We start from the raw sequence: 18,031 nt of genomic DNA, 5'->3' as shown, positions 1-18,031 counted from the left end.
GGCCATGGCGTCCCGCCGTCAGGAAGCGACATGAACGCGCCCATCCCCGCCGCAGCCTCCACACTTTCCGGCCCGTCGCTGGCCGTCCAGAAGGTCCGCTCGACCTCCGGCGTCGAGGCCTGGCTGGTCGAGGAGCACAGCCTGCCGCTGATCGCGATCGATTTCGCCTTCGACGGCGGGGCGACCCGCGATCCCGAGAACGCCGCCGGCAGCGCCTATCTGGTCTCCGGCCTGCTCGACGAGGGCGCTGGCGATCTCGACGCCGAGGCCTTCCATGGCCGGCTCGCCGACCATGCCATCAATCTCAGCTTCGACGCCCGTCGCGACGATTTCCATGGCCAGCTCCAGACCTTGTCGACCCATCGCGACGAGGCTTTCGCGCTGCTGGCGCTGGCGCTCAACGCGCCGCGTTTCGATGCCGATGCGGTGGCCCGGGTGAAGGCGCAGGTGATCGCCGGCCTGCAGCGCCAGGCCCAGAATCCCGAGGTCCTTTGCCGCAACGCGCTCTATGCGGCCGCCTATCCCGGCCATCCCTATGGCCGCCCGGAGAAGGGTGATATCGACAGCGTCTCGCGCATGGAGGCTGCCGGCCTCAAGGCGCTCTCGCGCGACTTGCTGGCGCGCGCCGGCCTCAAGATCGTCGTCGTCGGCGACATCGCTGCCGACGAACTGGCCAAGCGGCTCGACCAGGTCTTCGGCGCGCTTCCCGCCGGGGCGCCGCGCCTGCTGCCGGCCGATCCCGTCCCGCTCCAGGGCCTTGGCGAGACCCATGTCGTCGATCTCGACGTGCCGCAGACCGTGCTGCGCTTCGTCGGCCCGGGCCTGATGCGCCGCGACCCCGATTTCATCACGGCGAGCGTGCTCAACCACATTCTCGGCGGCTCCGCCTTCACCTCGCGCCTCTTCCTCGAGGTCCGCGAGAAGCGCGGCCTCGCCTATGGCGTCTCGTCGAGCCTGCTGCCGCTGCGGCAAAGCGCCATGCTCGTCGGCGGCACCGCGACCCGCAACGACCGTGCCGCGGAATCGCTCACCGTCATTCGCGAGGAGATGGCGAAGCTCGCCAATGAGGGGCCGAGCGAGCATGAGGTCGAGGAGGCCAAGCGCTATATCATCGGCTCCTATCCCCTGCGCTTCGACACCTCGCCGAAGATCGCCGCGGAGCTGCTCGGCCTCGCCATCAACGGTTTCGAGCCGGATTTCCTGGCCGAGCGCAATCGCCTCTTCGCGGCTGTGACGCTGGCCGACGTCAAGCGCGTCGCCAAGCGCCTCTTCGGCGATCCGCGCCTGCTCGTCCAGGCGGTGGGGCGCCCTGTGGGCCTCGTCTGACGGGTTCTCATTTCCAACGACCAAACGGATCTCTCGCCATGCTGCAGCAAAGCTTCGACCTCGCACTCGAATCCGGTGTCGGCGCCGGCGGCATCCCGGATGCCGCTTTCGAGACGGCGCTGGCCGATCTCGGCCCGGCGCTGGCGCGGCTCAAGGGCGAGGCCGAGGCGAAATCGCTGCCGCTGCTCGGCCTGCCTGCCGAAACGGCCGACCTGCCTGCGATCCAGGCGGCGGCGAAACGCCTGCGCGAGGGCGCGAGCGACATCCTCGTGCTCGGCACCGGCGGCTCCAGCCTCGGCGGTCAGACCCTGGCCCAGCTCACCGGCTACGGCATCGCCGGCCTCTCCAGCTTCCTGCCGGTCCCGCGCGTCCACTTCATCGACAATCTTGACCCGGTCACCTACGCCGACCTGCTGGCGAAGCTGCCGCTGAAGACCACGAAATTCGTGGCCATCTCCAAATCCGGCGGCACCGGCGAGACCTTGCTGCAGACCATCGCGGCGATCACCGCCCTGCGCGGCGCCGGCATTGCCGATGCCGATCTCGGCCGGCATTTCCAGGGCCTCTCCGAACCGGCCAAGCCCGGCAAGCTGCATCCGCTGCGCGCCCTGCTGGAACCGTTCGGCACGCCCTTCCTCGAGCATCATACCGGGGTCGGCGGACGCTATTCGGTGCTGACCAATTGCGGCCTGCTGCCGGCGGCGACGCTCGGCCTCGATGTCGCGGCGCTGCGCCAGGGCGCGGCCAAGGCGCTGGCGCCGGTGCTCGCCGGCAAGGGCGTGCGCGAGGTTCCCGCTGCGCTCGGCGCGGCGCTGCATCTCGCCGCGATGCGCTCCGGCAAGGGCATCGCCGTGCTGATGCCCTATGCCGACAGGCTGGCATTGCTGACGCGCTGGTGGGTCCAGCTCTGGGCCGAGAGCCTCGGCAAGGACGGGCAGGGCACACAGCCGGTCTCGGCGCTCGGCCCCGTCGACCAGCATTCGCAGCAGCAGCTCTATCTCGCCGGGCCGAAGGACAAGTTCTTCACGGTGCTGACCGTTGGCGCCAAGGGCAAGGGGCCGAAGATCGACGCGACGCTCGCCGGCAAGATCGGCGAGGAGGATTTCGCCGGCAAGACGATCGGCGATCTCGTCGCCGCGCAGGGCGTTGCCATGATCGACACCTTCGCGAAGAACGGCCGGGCCGTGCGCCGTCTCCATGTCGACCATGTCGACGAGACCGTGCATGGCGAGATCCTGATGCATTTCATGCTGGAGACGATCCTCACCGGCTACGCCATAGGTGTGGATCCGTTCGACCAGCCGGCGGTCGAGGAGGCGAAGATCCTCGCCAAGCGCTATCTTGCCGAGGGACGTGGCTGACGATTCGGTTGCGCCTCCTTCGTCATGGTCGGGCTTGACCCGACCATCTCGGAAACCAGAGATCGCTGGTCCTGAGATTCTCGGGTCTTCGCTTCGCTTCGCCCGAGAATGACGCGCTCAGACCGGCTGCCCGATAGGACCTCCATGACCGTCCGCCGCCTCGATCCTGTCCTGGTCGATCGCATCGCCGCCGGCGAGGTGATCGAGCGGCCGGCCGCGGCGGTGAAGGAGCTGGTCGAGAACGCGATCGACGCCGGCGCGCGCGCGATCGCGGTGACGATCGCGGCCGGCGGGCGCGAGCTGATCCGCGTCGTCGATGACGGCATCGGCATGTCGCCCGAGGATCTGGCGCTCGCCGTCGAGCGCCACGCCACCTCCAAGCTGCCCGACGGCGATCTTTTCGCGATCCAGTCGCTCGGCTTCCGCGGCGAGGCGCTGCCCTCGATCGGCTCGGTCGCCCGGCTCGCCATCACCACCCGCCGGCGCGAGGCGGGACAGGGCCACAGCCTCGTCGTCGAGGCGGGCGAGAAGGGCGTCGTGCGTCCGGCGCCGGCTGCGCAAGGCACGCGCATCGAGGTCAGCGACCTCTTCATCTTCACCCCGGCGCGCCTGAAATTCCTGAAGAGCGACCGCGCCGAGGCGCAGGCCGTCTCCGACATGCTGCGCCGCCTCGCCATCGCCCATCCGGCGATCCGCTTCTCCCTCGACGGCGACCATGTCACCGGCTTCGACTGGCCGGCGGAGCCGCTCGGCGAGGAAGGCCAGCTGCGCCGGCTGTCGCGCGCGCTCGGCCGCGACTTTCCCGAGAACGCGCTCAGGCTCGACGCTGCGCGCGAAGGCTTCGGCGTCCACGGCTTCGCCGGCCTGCCGACCTTCCATCGCGGCACCTCGGCCGGCGTGCATCTCGCCGTCAATGGCCGGCCGGTGCGCGACAAGCTGCTGCTCTCGGCGGTGCGCGGCGCCTATGCCGATGTCGTCCCGTCGGACCGGCATCCGGTGCTCTTCCTCGATGTCTCCTGCGAGCCGCGCCTCGTCGACGTCAATGTCCACCCGGCCAAGAGCGAGGTCCGCTTCCGCGACCCCGCGCTGGTGCGCGGCCTCGTCGTCTCCGGCCTGAAGGCGGCGCTGGCCGAGGCCGGCCATCGCGCCACGACGACGGGCGGCGCCCGCACGCTGGAGGCTTTCCGCGCGGTCTTCGCCGGCGCCGGCGGCAATAGTTCGATCCAGCGTCCGGTCCTGCCCGGGGCACCCGCCTGGGCGCCCGCATCGGCAGGGCTGGCCGAGGCGCGGCAGGCTGGGTTCACCGGTTTCGCGCAGCCCTCGGCCGATGCGCGGGCGCATCTCGCCGAGCCGGCGCCGGACGCGCTCGACCGCCCACTCGGCGCCGCCCGCGCCCAGGTCCACGAGACCTATATCCTCGCCCAGACCCGCGACGGCATGGTCATCGTCGACCAGCACGCAGCGCATGAGCGGCTGGTCTATGAGCGCCTCAAGGCCGAGCGCGCCAGGACCGGCATCGCGCGCCAGCCGCTGCTGCTGCCCGAGGTGGTGGAGCTCGATCCGGTCGATGCCGACCGGCTGAATGCGGCGGCCCCGGAACTCGCCTCGCTCGGCCTCGTCCTGGAAGCCTTCGGACCGGGCGCCGTGCTGGTGCGAGAGGCGCCGAGCGCGCTTGCCGGCGGCAACCTGCAGAAGCTGGTGCGCGACGTCGCCGACACCCTCGCCGAGCATGGCGATTCCGGCTCGCTGGAACGCCGGCTCGACCATGTGCTGGCGACGATGGCCTGCCACAACTCGGTGCGGGCCGGCCGCCGCCTGCGTCCCGAGGAGATGGACGCGCTGCTGCGCGAGATGGAGGTCACGCCGAATTCAGGCCAATGCAATCACGGTCGGCCGACCTATGTCGAACTCAAGCTCAGCGATATCGAGAAGCTGTTCGGGCGGCGGTGAGCGTCAGGTCGGCCGGTTAAAGCCGGTGTCGAGAAAATGGAGCGTCATGCCGGCGTCGCCCGCCTGCGGAAACCATTTCGAATCGACGATTTCCTGAATCTCGCGTCGGGCGGCGACATAGTCCACGGCGAGGTTGGCGCGTGCCGCCGTAAGACGGACCTGCATATTCGGGTGGCCAAAGAGCTCCATGAGCACACGCCGCTGGTCACCGGGGCGGGATTTCAGTTCGTCCTCGATCGCTTGAATCTTGTCGTATCGACGGTTGAAGGCAGCGATTTCGTCGCGTTCCAAGGAATCGTATTGCTCGATGCACAGCTTCTCGAACATGAGCTTGAGATCGGTCGTCGAAAGTGACTTGAGCTTAGAAGCACTCATTTCAGCACTCCGAATTCCACCCAGCGTAGTCACCGTCGGCCGATCTATCGAGGTTGTTCGGACGGCGGTGAAGCTCAGGTAGGCCGGTAGAAACCGGTGTCGAGATTCTCGAGCGTGATGCCGGCATCCATGGCCTGAGGCTGCCATTGTGAATTGACGATTTCCTCAAGTTCGCGCCGTGCTGCGATATAGTCTACGGCGAGATTGGCACGCGCGGCCGTGAGCCGCACCTGCATGTTTGGATGGCCGAAGAGCTGCATGAGGATACCCCGCTGGTCACCGGGACGCGATTTGAGCTCAACCTCAAGACCGTAGATCTGCCAGAAGAGGCGGTTGACCCGGCCCTGCTCTTCGCGCTCCATGGCATCGTATTGCTCGATGCAGAGCTTCTCGAAGGTCCTGACGATTTCGTCATTTTGCAACGAGCTAAGGTTTGGCGGCTGCTTCATTTGAGCACTCCCGCACGTCGCATCGCCATATGTCCGATGCGAACATGCTCAGACCAATCCTTTCCGCGTAGATAGTCACGCGGCTTCTGCATTCCGAAATCTTTGTTCGGGGTATTGTACCACCCGCTAATCACATGATGCCGGTATTTCGGGACGCTGACCACATTGTCGATCCCATTGATCATCGAGTCCGGAAACCCCCCGGTTTTGCCCGCAATCCGTTCGACGATATGGTGGTCCTCATAACCCGGCCGGCGCTTGCCGACGTTCTGCTGGAGCTCGCCGAGTGTCTGCGGCTTATCTTGATACGACCTGATCGACGGATACTCGGAGTAAAGCCGACGCCCGATGTCGATTGCAGTGATAGCGGCCCCGATGGGGCCAGCTCGCCGCAGCGCCCGGCGTGCGATTTCTTTCGCCAACGCCTTGGCCGCCTGCGTTTTCGAGACTTTGTCTTTCGGCGGGTCCTTGGGAGGCTCGGGCGGGTCGAGCGTCGGCCCTTCATTGTGCCCGATGCCCGGCTTTCGGCCCTGCGCGTAGCCTTCCTCGTAGTTCCATTGGCCGCCGCCGGGCCCGCCCGGCGGAAGGCGAGGCTGGTCCGGGTTGAACCCGGCCTTCTCGACGAGTGCTCGCAGGCGCGCCAGGGCGAGCAGCACGCGTTCGCCGGCGAGATGGCTGGCGAGCAGGTTTCAGCGTAACCGCGAGGCACGCTCGCGACATTCGATCGATGATGGGGAATGCATCCGTGCGTTCAGCTCCGCGACGGATACGGAGACTAAGCGCGAAAAACAGACCGGGGATAAGCTCTATCCTATCCCCGCTCAGAGCCGAAGCATTCGCTCACTCCACCCGCAGGAACATCACCTGCGTCTCGCCATAATCACGCCGATCGACCTGAGCGAAACCCTCCGGCAGCGTGATCTCGGCGCCCGCCGCCTCCTCGAGCAGCACCAGCGCGCTCTCCGCCAGCCAGCCGCCGTCGCGCGCCGAGGCGAGCGCCTTCTCGCCCAGCCCCTTGCGATAGGGCGGGTCGCAGAAGACGAGGTCGAAGGGCGGCATCGGGCCGATCGGGCCGAGCTTCGTCGCGTCGCGGCGGAAGATGCGGCTGATACCGGCGACGCCGAACGCCATCTGGTTCTCGCGGATCAGGCCGCGCGCTTCCGTGCCGTCATCGACGAGGAGCGCGAAGGCCGCGCCGCGCGACAATGCCTCGAAGGCCATCGCCCCGGTGCCGGCGAACAGATCGAGCACGCGCGCGCCGGCGACCGCGTCGCCATGGCCGTGGGCCAGCACGTTGAAGAGCGATTCGCGCAAGCGGTCCGAGGTCGGCCGGATCGTGCCGATCCCCGGTTTCGGTCCCGCAAGGGGTCGGCCGCCGAAGCGGCCGCCGACGATCCTCATCGCGCGAGGTCCTCAGTCACGCTTGCCGCGCCCGCCGCCACCGGGGCGCGGGCCCCGGCCGCCGGGTTTGCCACTGCCGGAAGGTCTGCCGCCGCCGGAAGGCTTGCCGCCGAACGGACGGCCACCACCAGGCTTGGGCCCGGCGCCGCGCCCGGCCGGACGCTCGCCGGAGCGGCCGGCAGGCCTCTCGCCGAAGCTGCGGCCGCGCGGCCGGTCATCGCCGGGACGCTCGGAAAAGCGCCGCGCCGGCCGCTCGCCCGCTTCGCGCGGAGCCCGCTCGGGGCGGTCGCCGCGTGGCGCTCGCTCCTGCCAGGGCCGCTCATCGGTGCGATCCCGCCCGGCCATGTCCTCGCGCGGCCGCCGCGCCGGCCTTTCGCCGAAGCTGCGCCCGGCATCGCCACGTTCCTGCGAGCGCGGCGCGCGGGAGGGGGCGTCGGAACGCTCGCCGCGTGGCTTGCGCGCGGGCGTGTCCTCGCGGGCCGGCGCGCTGACGCGCTCGACCAGCACGCGGCGGCCCTTGGGATCGGCGATCGGTGCGCCGCGCTTGCGCGCGACCTGGCCCGCCGCCTCGCGCGCCAGCCGCTCCTCCTTCGGGTCGGCGCCCCGGCGGGGCGGCGCTCGCCGCTCGCGCTGCGGCTCGGCCTCGGCATCACGCCAGACGGTGCGCTTCCACGGCTTCTCGCTGCGGGTGTCCTGCGAAGGTGTCCGCTCGACATCGCCGCGCTTGGCGCCCTCCCGCCGGCGCGGGCGATCCTCGCCGCTCGGCGCTGGCCTCGCCTGGGCCGGCAGCTCGTCGCGGCGAGCCGCCTCGAAATCGACGCCGGCCTTCGCCATCAGCTCTTCGCCGAGCTGGTCCTTGATGACGCGCGAGCGGATCTCATCGACCTCGCCCTCGGGCAGGTCGCCAAGCTGGAACGGGCCGAAGGACACCCGGATCAGCCGGTTCACGGCGAGGCCGAGATGCTCGAGAACGGTCTTGACCTCGCGGTTCTTGCCTTCGCGCAGATCGACGGTGAGCCAGGTGTTCGAGCCCTGCTCGCGCTCGAAACGCGCGACGACCGGCCCGTAATTGACACCCTCGATGCTGACGCCGTCGCGCAGCGTGTCGAGCTTGTCCTGCGTCACGCTGCCGAAGGCGCGCACGCGGTAGCGCCGGAGCCAGCCCGTCTCGGGCAGTTCCAGAACGCGCGCCAGCCCGCCATCATTGGTCAGCAGCAGCAGGCCTTCGGTATTGATGTCGAGCCTGCCGATCGAGAGCACGCGCGGCAGGTCCTCGGGCAGCGCCTCGAACACGGTCGGGCGGCCCTCGGGATCGTGGTTCGTCGTCACCAGCCCGCGCGGCTTGTGATAGAGCCAGAGCCGGGTGCGCTCACGTGCCGGCAAGGGCTCGCCATCGACGAGGATCACGTCGCTCGGTCCGACATCGAGCGCCGGGCTCTCGATCACCTTGCCGTTCACGCTGACGCGGCCTTCCGCGATCATCGCCTCGCTGTCGCGACGCGAGGCGACGCCGGCGCGCGCCATCACCTTGGCGATGCGCTCCGGCTCCAGCGAGGGCAGGGGGGCGACTGCTGCGGTCTGCACCTCGGTCTCGTCGCCGCGCGGGCGGCGCGGCCGCTCGTCCTCGCGCCGCGGGCGCGCAGGCCTGTCGAATTTCGGCCTGTCGAAGCGCTTTGCGCCGTCATCCCGATTGCCGCCGCGCGGCGCAGCGTCCCGCTGGCTCGCGGGCTTGTCGAAGCGTCGGGCCGGGCGCTCGCCGCCCTCCGCCGAGCTATGAGGCGGGCGCTCGTCGCTGGAACGGCCGCGAAATGGTGCGCGCTCGCCGTCTGCCCGCGCGCGGAATGGCCTCTCGCCGCCCTCGCGCGGCGGACGGGGCGCGCCGTCCCGCTGGCCCGCGGGCTTGTCGAAGCGGCGCGCCGGGCGCTCGCTGCCTTCGCTGGCGCTGCGATGCGGACGGTCCTCGCCCGGGCGACCGCGGAATGACGGGCGCTCGCCGCCCGAAGCCGGGCGGCCGCGCGCCGGGCCACGGCCCTTGCCGTCGCCGCCGCGGAAGCCACCGCCGCCTTTGCCTCCGGCGCCGCCGCGAGATCCACCGCCCTTGCGCGGACCCCGGCTTTTCTGGTTGTTGTCGTCGCTCATCATCGCTCCTGCACAGCCGGCGCTTGTAGCAGAGCGCCTGTCAGCCCGCGAGCGCCAAAGCAGAGGTCGCATGCCGCAATCCAGGCCTGCACGCTATGAGGACGGGATGGCGCTGGCGCTCGCCGAGGCGCGGGCGGCGGGCGCGCGCGGCGAGGTGCCGGTCGGCGCCGTGGTCATGCGCGACGGCGTCGTGCTGGCCGGCGCCGGCAACCGCACGCTCGAGCGCAAGGACCCGACGGCCCATGCCGAGATGCTGGCGCTGCGTTTGGCCTGCGAGGAGATCGGCAGCGAGCGGCTGATCGATTGCGACCTCTATGTCACGCTCGAGCCCTGCCCGATGTGCGCGGCCGCGATCTCATTCGCCCGGATCAGGCGGCTCTATTTCGCCGCCTCCGACCCGAAGGGCGGCGCCGTCGAGAACGGCGTCAGGCTCTATGCGAGCCCGACCTGCCATCACGCGCCGGAGGTCTATGGCGGCCTGAGCGAGACCGAGGCGGCGACGCTGCTGCGCGATTTCTTCAGGGAGCGGCGTTAGCCGCTGGATCAGCGGCCGTTGCGCGCGACATGCGCATAGCGGCGCTTGGCGCGCTTGTGCCCGTACCAAGCGATCTCGCGCTCGCCGACATCGACATGCACGACGCCGTTCGAATAGGAGCCGACGCCGCCCCGGTTCTCGAGGGTCTTCGCAGCGGCCACGGCCTTGCGCGCCGATGTCGCGAGCGGCCGGAAGTCGATGGCATTGCCACGATAATGCTGGGAGCGGCGGGCATGACGGCCGCCGCAGGTCGAGGTGATCTGGATGGGGCCGATCTTCGCCACCAGCTCCTTGATCATCGCCAGCGTCTCGGGCTTGAGGCAGCCGAGACCCTTCACCTGGGGCTGGAACGAGATTTTGTCGACGGGGATATTGGCGCGCGCGGATAGGGGCAGACAGGCTGCGACCATCGCAGCCATGACGAACTGACGCATTACTGACTCAACTGATTTTTGGGGAATGGCAACTCAAGCCACCATTTCCTTGGTCTGGCTGAGCGGTTCGGTTTGGGCCCGTAGGGCGCTCAAGCGGCCAGAAAATGGCCGGGATGCGACCAGAACGAGGCATCCTCCCCTATTTTGGCACTCAGGCCAGCGTCCGCCAGACCAGATAGCAGCCCAGCGCTAGCAGCCCGGCGAAGAAGCAGAGTTTGAAAGCGGCGGCCGAAATGCGCGCCCGCAGCACCTGGCCGACGCCCATCCCGGCGAGCGCCGGCAGCAGCGCCAGCAGCGAGGATTGCGCCACCGCCATGTCGAGCGCTCCGGCCCCGATCAGGCCGATGGAGAGCGCCAGCGTCGAGACGATGAAGGACAGCCCGAGCGCTTGCACCAACTCGTCCTTGTCGAAGCCGAGCGCCTGCAGATAGGGCACGGCCGGCAGCACGAAGACGCCCGTCGCCGCCGTGGCGATGCCGGTGACGATGCCGATGACGGGGCCGAGCCAGGCTTCGGCCTTCGGCGGCACGCGCAGCTTGGCCGCTTGCAGCCCGACCAGTGCATACAGCACCAGCGCGACGCCGAGCCAGAACGTGGCCGAGCCGCCCTTCTCCTGCTGCAGCAGCCCGGCGCCCGCCCAGGTGCCGACGCATGTGCCGGCCAGCATCGGCCAGAGCCTGAGCGCGATCGCCTTCAGGCCCGGCCCGGTGGCGACCTGCCAGCTATTGGTGACGATATTGGGCACCACGAGCAATGCCGCCGCCTGGGCCGGCGCCATCACCACGCCGAGAATGCCAACCGCGATGGTCGGCAGCCCGAGCCCAATGACGCCCTTGACGAAGCCGGCGAAGAGGAAGGTGGCGGCGATGAAGGGGATGAGATCCGGGTTATCCATGCCTCGCTTGTGGCAGGGCGCTCGCGCCCTGTCTCGTGCGAACGCTACGGTCGCGACCGTAGCGTTCCGGCTTGCGTCGCGGGCGGGGCGGATCATGATGGCGCCATGAGCACGCAAGGTCCCTATCTCGCCGAGATCGCCCATCTCATGGGGGATCCGGCCCGCGCCAACATGCTGCATGCCCTGATGGACGGGCGCGCGCTGACGGCCAAGGAACTCGCCTGGCTCGCCGGCGTCGCGCCGCAGACGGCGAGCGGCCATCTCGCAAGGCTGATGCAGGGCGGGCTGCTCGCCGTCGCCGTGCAGGGCCGCCATCGCTATTACCGGCTCGCCGGGCCGGAGGTCGCGGCGGCGCTGGAAGGGTTGATGGTGCTGGCCGGAACGCAGCCGACGAGCCGCAGACTGCCCTCGCGCGTCGGCGAGGAGCTCAGCCTCGCCCGCACCTGCTACGACCATTTCGCCGGGCGCCTCGGCATCGGCCTGCACGATGCGCTGGTCTCGGGCGGGCATCTCAGTGTCGCCGATGGCGGCTATGGTCTGACCACGTCCGGAACGGCCGTCTTCGTCGCGCTCGGCATCGATATCGGCGGGGCGGCGAAGGGCCGGCGCGCTGCGCTGCGCCCCTGCCTCGACTGGAGCGAGCGGCGGCCGCATCTGGCCGGCAGCCTCGCTGCCGCGCTCGCCTGCCGCTGCTTCGAGACCGGCTGGGTCCGCCGCAAGAAGGACAGCCGCGCCGTCACCCTGACGGATGCGGGCCGGGACGTGCTGGCGGCCGCCCTGCCGGGCTTCCGCTGCGACGAGCCGGAGCCGTTCAGCCCTGGCGTTCGAGCGCCTGAGACAGTCTTCGCTTGACCTCGTCCTTCAGCGGCTCGGAGGCGTCGAGGATCGCCTGCGCCTTGAAGAAGTCGAGCCCGCCATAGCCGTCGATGCCGGCGCGGATCAGGATGTCGGGCGGTTGCCGCTCGATCATGCGCTGCACGATGGTGCGGGTCAGGATCTGCGAGACGCCGACCATGGCTTCGAGCGGCTCGGGTATCCGCCTGTCGCTGATCGTCGCCGGCGCGCTGGTGTCGACCGCCATGACGATGCGGCCGGGCGCCGCCAGCCGGTCATAGGGCAGGGGGTTGATCGCGCCGCCATCGATCAGCACGCGCTCGCCGACCATGACCGGGCGCACCAGTCCTGGAATCGCCAGCGAGGCCGCGACGGCCGGGGTCAGGGGGCCGCTGCTCAGCGAAACCTCGGCATGGAGATGATAATCGGTGGCGACGGCGGCGAAGGGCAGCGCCAGGTCCTCGAACCGGTCGGGAACCGCCTCGGGCCAGAACAGGTCGAGCAGCCGCTCGCCATCGACGAGGACGGGATTGCCGAGGCCGCGCATCAGGTCGGTGAACTTGCCGACGCGCGCGTCGAGCAGGCGCGCGACCACCTTGGCGCGGTCCTTGAAGGTCAGCGCCACATGCTCGCGCAATTCGCGGCCGGAAAGCCCGGCCGCATAGGCGGCGCCGACGATCGCGCCGATCGAGCAGCCGACGATGAGCGCTGGCCTGACGCCGAGCTCGTCGAGCGCCTCGAGCACGACGATATGGCTCAGGCCGCGTGCGCCGCCGGCGCCGAGGACAAGCGCGATCTCGGGCTCGTTTCCGGTGGGTTGTCGTCTCTGGAGCGGCTTCGATGCTGGCATGGTGGATACTGCCGTCCCAGCTTCAGGTGCCGGCCTGCGCGAGAAACGGCTTGAGGGCAGCGAGCGTGTCCGCGGGGTTCTCCTCGGGCAGGAAATGGCCGCTGGCGATGGCCTGTCCGTCCGCTTTCGGCGCGAAGGTCGAGCGCCAGATCTCCAGCGGGCTCGCGCCCTTGGCCGGGATCCCGGCCTCGCCCCAGAGCGCCAGCGTGGGGCATGAGATCGTCTTGCCGGCGGCGAGATCGGCCTCGTCATGGGCGAGGTCGGTGGTGGCACCAGCGCGATAGTCCTCGCAGGCGGCGTGGATGCGGCCGGGATCGTTGAAGGATTCGGTATAGGAGGCGAGCGCGACCGGATCGAAGGCGTCGAGCGTCTTGGCCCGCGTCCAGCTCGCGATCGTATGGTCGAGCCAGCCGGCCGGATCGGCCTTGATGAGATTCTCCGGCACCGGCTCGGGCTGGGCGAGGAAGGTCCAGTGATAAACCTGCATGGCGCGCGATGCGTTCATGCCCTGCCACATCGACAGCGTCGGCAGGATGTCGAGCAGGACGAGCCGCTCGACCCGGCCGGGATGGTCGAGCGCCAGCCGGTAGGCGACGCGCGCGCCGCGATCATGGCCGATCACGCCGAAGCGGGCATGGCCGAGCGACTGCATCACCGCGACGACGTCCTCGCCCATGGCGCGCTTGCTGTAGAGCGCCTTGCCGCCGTCGCAATGCGGCGCGCTCGACCAGCCATAGCCGCGCAGGTCGAGGCAGACGACGCTGTGGGTCCTGGCCAGATCGGGCGCCATCCTGTGCCATTCGGCATGGGTCTGCGGAAAGCCGTGGATCAGCACGAGCGGCGGCCCCTCGCCGCCGGCCCGCGCGAAGATCTTGCCGACAGGCCCCTCGACCCAATGCGCCTTGAAGCCGGGGAAGAGGGAATCGAGATTGCTCATGGCCCTGCCGCTCCTGCCGCGATCGCCGGCACGATATCAGTTCGGGCGAAATCGTCGCCCTTGAAGAGCAGAGGGGCATTCAGGGACTTGGCGAGGGCGTAGGAGAAGCAGTCGCCGAGATTGAGCTTGGCCGGGTGGCGGCCCTTGCCGAAGCGGAGAAAAGCCTGTGAAGCCGCCAGGCCCTGCTCTTCGTCGATCGCGGCTGGCTTGATGCCGAAGCCGCTCATGAGCGCTGCGTATCGCTCGAACGAGAAGCCTGTCACCCTGCTCATCGCCACCATGAACCCTTCGACGAAGGTCACCATCGAGCAGCACGAGTCGTGACTGTCGTCGAGGAGGGCGATGAAGGTCGCGCGTTCGGGCTCTGCCAGAAGGATCGCGATGATCGCGGAGCTGTCGACGACGAGCGGCCGCTTCACCGTGGCACGCCGTTCTCGTCGTAGCCGATGATCTCGTCGTCGCTGAGATCCGCGTTGATCTTGGGCATGGCATCGATCTCGGCGAGCAGCTGCCGAACCTTCGCCATGTCGACCCGGCCTTTGCGGGGCGGCAGCTTGGCGAGCTGCGCCTCAGCGGCGGTCTTGACGGCATCCGTGATCGTCTGGCCGGTGCGCGTCGCGAGCTCACGGACGAGGCGATCGGTCTCACGGTCCTTGATCAGAATGGTCATCGCACTCCCCGTATATATCGCGCCCGAGCCGATATATACGCCTTGGCCGGTCTTCTGTCAGCCTTCCTCCCGCTTCACCGCCTGCCAGCCGATGTCGCGCCGGCAAAAACCTTCCGGCCAGTCGATCGCATCGACCGCGGCATAGGCACGCCGCTGCGCCTCGCCGACGCTCTTTCCGAGCCCGACGACATTGAGCACGCGGCCGCCATCGGCGACGAGGTCGGCCGCCAACTGCTTCGTGCCGGCATGGAAGACGAGGACGCCGTCCTGCGCTTCGGCCTTGGCGATGCCGCGAATGACGCTGCCCTTCTCGGGGGTGCCGGGATAGCCGCGGGCCGCCAGCACCACCGTCAGCGCCGCCTCGTCCGACCAGCGCAGATCGAAACTGTCGAGCACGCCGTCGCAGGCCGCCAGGAAGGCCGGGGCGATGTCGCTCTTCAGGCGCGGCATCAGCACCTCGCATTCGGGATCGCCGAAGCGGACATTGTACTCGATCAGCTTCGGCCCCTGCGCCGTGATCATCAGCCCGGCATAGAGGATGCCCTTGAACGGCATGCCGCGCTTTTCCATGCCTGCCAATGTCGGCGCGATGATCTCGGCCATGACGCGGTCTTCCAGCTCCCTGGTCATCACCGGCGCCGGCGAGTAGGCCCCCATGCCGCCAGTATTGGGGCCGGTATCGCCGTCGCCGACCCGCTTGTGGTCCTGCGCCGAGGCGAGCGCCAGCGCGTGCCTGCCGTCGCAAAGCGCGAAGAAGCTCGCCTCCTCGCCAATCATCCATTCTTCGATGACGATTTCGGCTCCCGCAGTGCCGAATCCTCCCGAGAACATCATCTCGATGGCCTCGTTCGCCTCGTCCAGCGTCTGCGCCATCACGACGCCCTTGCCGGCCGCGAGTCCATCCGCCTTGATCACGATCGGCGCGCCTTGCGTGGCGACATAGGCCTTGGCCGAGGCGGCGTCGCGGAAGCGGCCGAAGCCGGCGGTCGGGATGTCGAACTCGGCGCAGAGCTCCTTGGTGAAGGCCTTCGAGCCCTCGAGCTGTGCGGCTGCCTTCGAGGGGCCGAAGGTCTTGATGCCGGCGGCGACGAGATCGTCGGCGATGCCGGCGACGAGCGGTCCCTCCGGCCCGACCACGACGAGGTCGATCCCCTGCAGCCGGCAGAAGGCGACCACGGCGGCATGATCGTCGATGTCGAGCACGACATTCTCGCCGCATTGCGCCGTGCCGGGATTGCCGGGCGAGACATAGAGGCGGTTGCAGATCGGCGAGCCGGATATCGCCCAGGCGAGCGCATGCTCGCGTCCGCCCGAACCGATCAGAAGAATCTTCATCGCGCCGTCTCCGCTTGCTCCGCGGGCAATAGCCCCCGCGGGCGCGGCGGGCAACGCTTCAGCTCTGGCCCCAGGGCCGCTATGGTCCGCCGATGGATATCGAATCGCCCGAGACAAAACCCGGCAACGCGCCCGAATGGTCGGTCTCCGACCTCTCCGGCGCACTCAAGCGCACCTTGGAGGACGCTTTCGGCTTCGTGCGGGTACGCGGCGAGATTTCCGGCTATCGCGGGCCGGTCGCCTCGGGCCATGTCTATTTCTCGCTGAAGGACCAGAACGCCAAGATCGACGCGGTGATCTGGAAGGGCGTCTTCGGCCGGCTGAAGACCCGACCCCAGGAGGGGCTCGAGGTCATCGCCACCGGCAAGATCACCACCTTCGCCGGCAAGTCGAGCTACCAGATCATCATCGATTCGCTGGAGCCGGCCGGAATCGGCGCGCTGATGGCGCTGCTGGAGGAGCGGCGTAGGAAGCTCGCCGCCGAAGGTCTTTTCGCCGAGGAGCGCAAACAGCTCATCCCCTATCTGCCGCGGGTCGTCGGCGTGATCACCTCGCCGACCGGCGCGGTCATTCGCGACATCCTGCACCGGCTGGAGGACCGCTTCCCGCGCCATGTCCTGGTCTGGCCGGTGCGGGTCCAGGGCGAGACCAGCGCGGCCGAGGTCGCGGCCGCCATAGCCGGCTTCAATGCGTTGCCGGAGGGCGGGCGTATTCCGCGTCCCGACGTGATCATCGTCGCGCGCGGCGGCGGCTCGCTCGAGGACCTGATGGGCTTCAACGAGGAGGTCGTGGTCCGCGCCGCCGCCGCCTCGCTGATCCCGCTGGTTTCCGCCGTCGGCCACGAGACCGACGTCACGCTGATCGACCATGCCGCCGATTTGCGCGCACCGACCCCGACGGGCGCCGCCGAGAAGGTCGTGCCGGTCCGCGCCGACCTGATGGCGCAGATCGCCGACCTGTCGCGCCGGCAGGCCGGAGCGATCCGCCGCCTCTCCGATCGCCGCCGCAGCGACCTGCGCGCCCTTGCCCGCGCCCTGCCGGGCCCCGAAGCCGTGCTGTCGGGCCCGCGCCAGCGGCTCGATCTTGCGGCCGCGCGCCTGGCGCCGGCCTTGGCCCGGAACGCGCGGGTCCACGAGCAGCAGCTCGTCCTGCTGACGCGACGGCTCGATGCCAGGTCGCCGCGCGTCACGCTGGCGCGGCTGCGCGCCGAGCTGGCGGGGTTCTCGCGCGTCCTCGCCGCGGCGCGGACCAATGCGATCACAGCCGAGCGCACCCGCGTCTCCACCTTGCGCGAGCGCCTGGGCGTCCTCGCCAGCCGTGCCGAGCGGTCCTTCGGTCAGGGCCTCTCGCGCCGCCGCGACCGGCTCGACAGCGTCTGGACGCTGGCGCGCTCGCTTGGGCCCGAGGCCGTGCTGGCGCGCGGCTATGCGCTGGTGCGCGACGGCTCCGGCGCCCTCGTTCGCGGCGTCGCCCAGGCAACGCCGGGGCTGGCTCTCAGCGTGCAGCTCGCCGATGGACGTTTCGAGGCCACGGTCGCCGGGGGCGGCGATGCATCGCTAAAACCCGCCCGCTCGCCGCGCCGTGATGCGCCGCCAGGAGGGCAGGGCGACCTGTTCTGAGGGCTGGCCTGGCTCAGCGGCGTTGCAGGAAGGCTTTCACGCGCATGATCGCGTCCTCGCGCGCGGCCGGATTGGTCCCGACCATCGCCTTGCCGGTCCCCGTCGCGGAATAGGCGATGTCGCTGCGCTCCTTCACCTCGAGGCGCGGATGGTCGAAATCGTGCAGGGCGCCGGGATAGAGCACAAGCTCGACCGGTTCTCCGCGCGCCCGGGCCGATTTGGCGAGATAATCGCAGGGCGCCGGCGGGGTCCAGTCATCCGCGTCGCCGATCAGGATCAGGGTCGGCAAGCGGGCCGAGAAGCTCGTCGATTCCGACTGCGCCCGGCATCCCGGATAGAAGGCGATGGCGCGTGAGAAATCGGGCTGCAGGTCGGCCGGCCGACGATCCTTGCGGATCGCGGTCAGCACGGTCGAGCCGCCGCCGGACCAGCCGAGCAGGGCGATCTCACCCTTGCGCACGTCGCTGCGCATCTGCAGCCATTGCCGGGCGGCGGCGGCATCCGCGACGCGCTCGCGGCTCGCCCGCACCGTCAGCTCCTTGACGCCGCATTGCGAGCCGAGCTTGCGCGAGCCGTAGCTGTCCGGCATCAGCACGATGAAGCCGGCATCGGCCAGGCGCTCGCCCCAATCCGAGTGGCGGGATGACAATTTGCCGCTGTCGCGCCACAGGCCGCCGCAGCCATGCAGTGCCACCACGGCCGGAAACGGCCCCGGGCCAGCGGGGCGATACAGCACGCCGTCAAGCTGGCCCTCGTCGATCGGAACGCGGACGCGCTCATAGCCGCCCGCCGAGGCGGCGGTGGAGAGCAGCAGCAACAGGCCAGCCAAGGCTGACGAGAGGCGAACGAGACTGGACATCAACGGCAGGGACGCTATCACAGCTGCGAATTATCGGATAATTCATTCCACGAGCAACGGTT

Annotated in this window: 19 protein-coding genes; 6 read left to right on the top strand and 13 right to left on the bottom strand. The window is 69.4% G+C overall.

What is annotated here, in order from left to right; translation table 11 throughout:
• Positions 1 to 30: 30 nt before the first annotated feature.
• The 3 genes from ACTIF2_RS11095 to mutL all read left to right on the top strand — a co-directional run bounded on the left by ACTIF2_RS11095 (position 31) and on the right by mutL (position 4,637).
• Positions 31 to 1,326 (top strand): M16 family metallopeptidase, encoded by a 1,296-nt coding sequence (locus ACTIF2_RS11095; protein WP_439497119.1) that lies wholly within the window; start codon positions 31 to 33, stop codon positions 1,324 to 1,326.
• A 38-nt stretch (positions 1,327 to 1,364) separates the two neighbouring features.
• A complete protein-coding gene (locus ACTIF2_RS11090; RefSeq protein ID WP_439497118.1) occupies positions 1,365 to 2,687 on the top strand; it encodes a glucose-6-phosphate isomerase in 1,323 nt (440 codons plus the stop codon).
• A 144-nt stretch (positions 2,688 to 2,831) separates the two neighbouring features.
• The gene (gene mutL / locus ACTIF2_RS11085) at positions 2,832 to 4,637 is read left to right on the top strand and encodes a DNA mismatch repair endonuclease MutL (protein ID WP_439497117.1); all 1,806 of its coding nucleotides are present in this window, start codon (positions 2,832 to 2,834) and stop codon (positions 4,635 to 4,637) included.
• Positions 4,638 to 4,640: 3 nt separating this feature from the next.
• On the opposite strand, the gene ACTIF2_RS11080 is transcribed toward mutL, so the two are convergent.
• The 5 genes from ACTIF2_RS11080 to ACTIF2_RS11060 form a co-directional block, all read right to left on the bottom strand.
• Complete coding sequence (locus tag ACTIF2_RS11080; RefSeq protein ID WP_439497116.1) at positions 4,641 to 5,012, bottom strand: DUF2019 domain-containing protein; 372 nt, start codon at positions 5,010 to 5,012, stop codon at positions 4,641 to 4,643.
• Between the two features lie 74 nt (positions 5,013 to 5,086).
• The gene (locus tag ACTIF2_RS11075; RefSeq protein ID WP_439497115.1) at positions 5,087 to 5,461 is read right to left on the bottom strand and encodes a DUF2019 domain-containing protein; all 375 of its coding nucleotides are present in this window, start codon (positions 5,459 to 5,461) and stop codon (positions 5,087 to 5,089) included.
• Positions 5,458 to 6,117 carry a hypothetical protein gene (locus ACTIF2_RS11070; RefSeq protein WP_439497114.1) on the bottom strand — a complete coding sequence of 220 codons (660 nt, stop codon included), beginning with the start codon at positions 6,115 to 6,117 and terminating at the stop codon, positions 5,458 to 5,460. The genes ACTIF2_RS11075 and ACTIF2_RS11070 overlap by 4 nt, the downstream gene beginning before the upstream one ends.
• Before the next feature lie 184 nt (positions 6,118 to 6,301).
• Positions 6,302 to 6,862 (bottom strand): 16S rRNA (guanine(966)-N(2))-methyltransferase RsmD, encoded by a 561-nt coding sequence (rsmD, locus tag ACTIF2_RS11065; protein ID WP_439497113.1) that lies wholly within the window; start codon positions 6,860 to 6,862, stop codon positions 6,302 to 6,304.
• Between the two features lie 12 nt (positions 6,863 to 6,874).
• On the bottom strand, positions 6,875 to 8,446 hold the full coding sequence (locus ACTIF2_RS11060) for a pseudouridine synthase (protein WP_439497286.1): 1,572 nt from the start codon (positions 8,444 to 8,446) through the stop codon (positions 6,875 to 6,877).
• Positions 8,447 to 9,071: 625 nt separating this feature from the next.
• On the opposite strand from ACTIF2_RS11060, the gene ACTIF2_RS11055 reads away from it, so the two are divergent.
• The gene (locus ACTIF2_RS11055) at positions 9,072 to 9,536 is read left to right on the top strand and encodes a nucleoside deaminase (protein WP_439497112.1); all 465 of its coding nucleotides are present in this window, start codon (positions 9,072 to 9,074) and stop codon (positions 9,534 to 9,536) included.
• Between the two features lie 8 nt (positions 9,537 to 9,544).
• Here ACTIF2_RS11055 and ACTIF2_RS11050 read toward each other — a convergent pair whose 3' ends face one another.
• Together ACTIF2_RS11050 and ACTIF2_RS11045 are read right to left on the bottom strand one after the other, a co-directional pair.
• Entirely contained in the window at positions 9,545 to 9,970 is a 426-nt protein-coding gene (locus ACTIF2_RS11050) for a peptidoglycan L,D-endopeptidase MepK (RefSeq protein WP_439497111.1), read from the bottom strand.
• Between the two features lie 151 nt (positions 9,971 to 10,121).
• The gene (locus ACTIF2_RS11045) at positions 10,122 to 10,865 is read right to left on the bottom strand and encodes a sulfite exporter TauE/SafE family protein (protein WP_439497110.1); all 744 of its coding nucleotides are present in this window, start codon (positions 10,863 to 10,865) and stop codon (positions 10,122 to 10,124) included.
• A gap of 105 nt (positions 10,866 to 10,970) precedes the next feature.
• Here ACTIF2_RS11045 and ACTIF2_RS11040 point away from each other — a divergent pair, with 105 nt between their 5' ends.
• Entirely contained in the window at positions 10,971 to 11,717 is a 747-nt protein-coding gene (locus ACTIF2_RS11040) for an ArsR/SmtB family transcription factor (RefSeq protein WP_439497109.1), read from the top strand.
• Here ACTIF2_RS11040 and ACTIF2_RS11035 read toward each other — a convergent pair.
• Genes ACTIF2_RS11035 through purD form a run of 5 tightly spaced genes read right to left on the bottom strand, consistent with a single transcriptional unit; the run spans position 11,677 to position 15,491 of the window.
• On the bottom strand, positions 11,677 to 12,549 hold the full coding sequence (locus tag ACTIF2_RS11035) for a patatin-like phospholipase family protein (protein WP_439497108.1): 873 nt from the start codon (positions 12,547 to 12,549) through the stop codon (positions 11,677 to 11,679). The genes ACTIF2_RS11040 and ACTIF2_RS11035 overlap by 41 nt on opposite strands.
• A 22-nt stretch (positions 12,550 to 12,571) precedes the next feature.
• On the bottom strand, positions 12,572 to 13,486 hold the full coding sequence (locus tag ACTIF2_RS11030) for an alpha/beta fold hydrolase (protein WP_439497107.1): 915 nt from the start codon (positions 13,484 to 13,486) through the stop codon (positions 12,572 to 12,574).
• Positions 13,483 to 13,905, bottom strand: coding sequence for a type II toxin-antitoxin system VapC family toxin (locus tag ACTIF2_RS11025; RefSeq protein WP_439497106.1), 423 nt, complete (start codon positions 13,903 to 13,905; stop codon positions 13,483 to 13,485). The genes ACTIF2_RS11030 and ACTIF2_RS11025 overlap by 4 nt, the downstream gene beginning before the upstream one ends.
• Positions 13,902 to 14,156 carry a type II toxin-antitoxin system VapB family antitoxin gene (locus ACTIF2_RS11020; RefSeq protein ID WP_439497105.1) on the bottom strand — a complete coding sequence of 85 codons (255 nt, stop codon included), beginning with the start codon at positions 14,154 to 14,156 and terminating at the stop codon, positions 13,902 to 13,904. Before ACTIF2_RS11020 ends, ACTIF2_RS11025 begins: the two co-directional genes overlap by 4 nt.
• A gap of 57 nt (positions 14,157 to 14,213) precedes the next feature.
• Positions 14,214 to 15,491 carry a phosphoribosylamine--glycine ligase gene (gene purD, locus ACTIF2_RS11015; protein WP_439497104.1) on the bottom strand — a complete coding sequence of 426 codons (1,278 nt, stop codon included), beginning with the start codon at positions 15,489 to 15,491 and terminating at the stop codon, positions 14,214 to 14,216.
• A gap of 92 nt (positions 15,492 to 15,583) precedes the next feature.
• Between purD and xseA the strand changes: the two genes are divergently transcribed.
• Complete coding sequence (gene xseA, locus ACTIF2_RS11010; RefSeq protein ID WP_439497103.1) at positions 15,584 to 17,110, top strand: exodeoxyribonuclease VII large subunit; 1,527 nt, start codon at positions 15,584 to 15,586, stop codon at positions 17,108 to 17,110.
• 13 nt (positions 17,111 to 17,123) lie between these two features.
• Here xseA and ACTIF2_RS11005 read toward each other — a convergent pair whose 3' ends face one another.
• The gene (locus tag ACTIF2_RS11005; RefSeq protein ID WP_439497102.1) at positions 17,124 to 17,969 is read right to left on the bottom strand and encodes a dienelactone hydrolase family protein; all 846 of its coding nucleotides are present in this window, start codon (positions 17,967 to 17,969) and stop codon (positions 17,124 to 17,126) included.
• Positions 17,970 to 18,031 lie beyond the last annotated feature (62 nt).

Origin of the sequence: Allobosea sp. (assembly GCF_051860145.1) — a bacterium.
Classification (GTDB): domain Bacteria; phylum Pseudomonadota; class Alphaproteobacteria; order Rhizobiales; family Beijerinckiaceae; genus Allobosea.
Note: the sequence above shows the minus strand (reverse complement) of the source record. Positions and strands in the feature narration are given on the sequence as shown.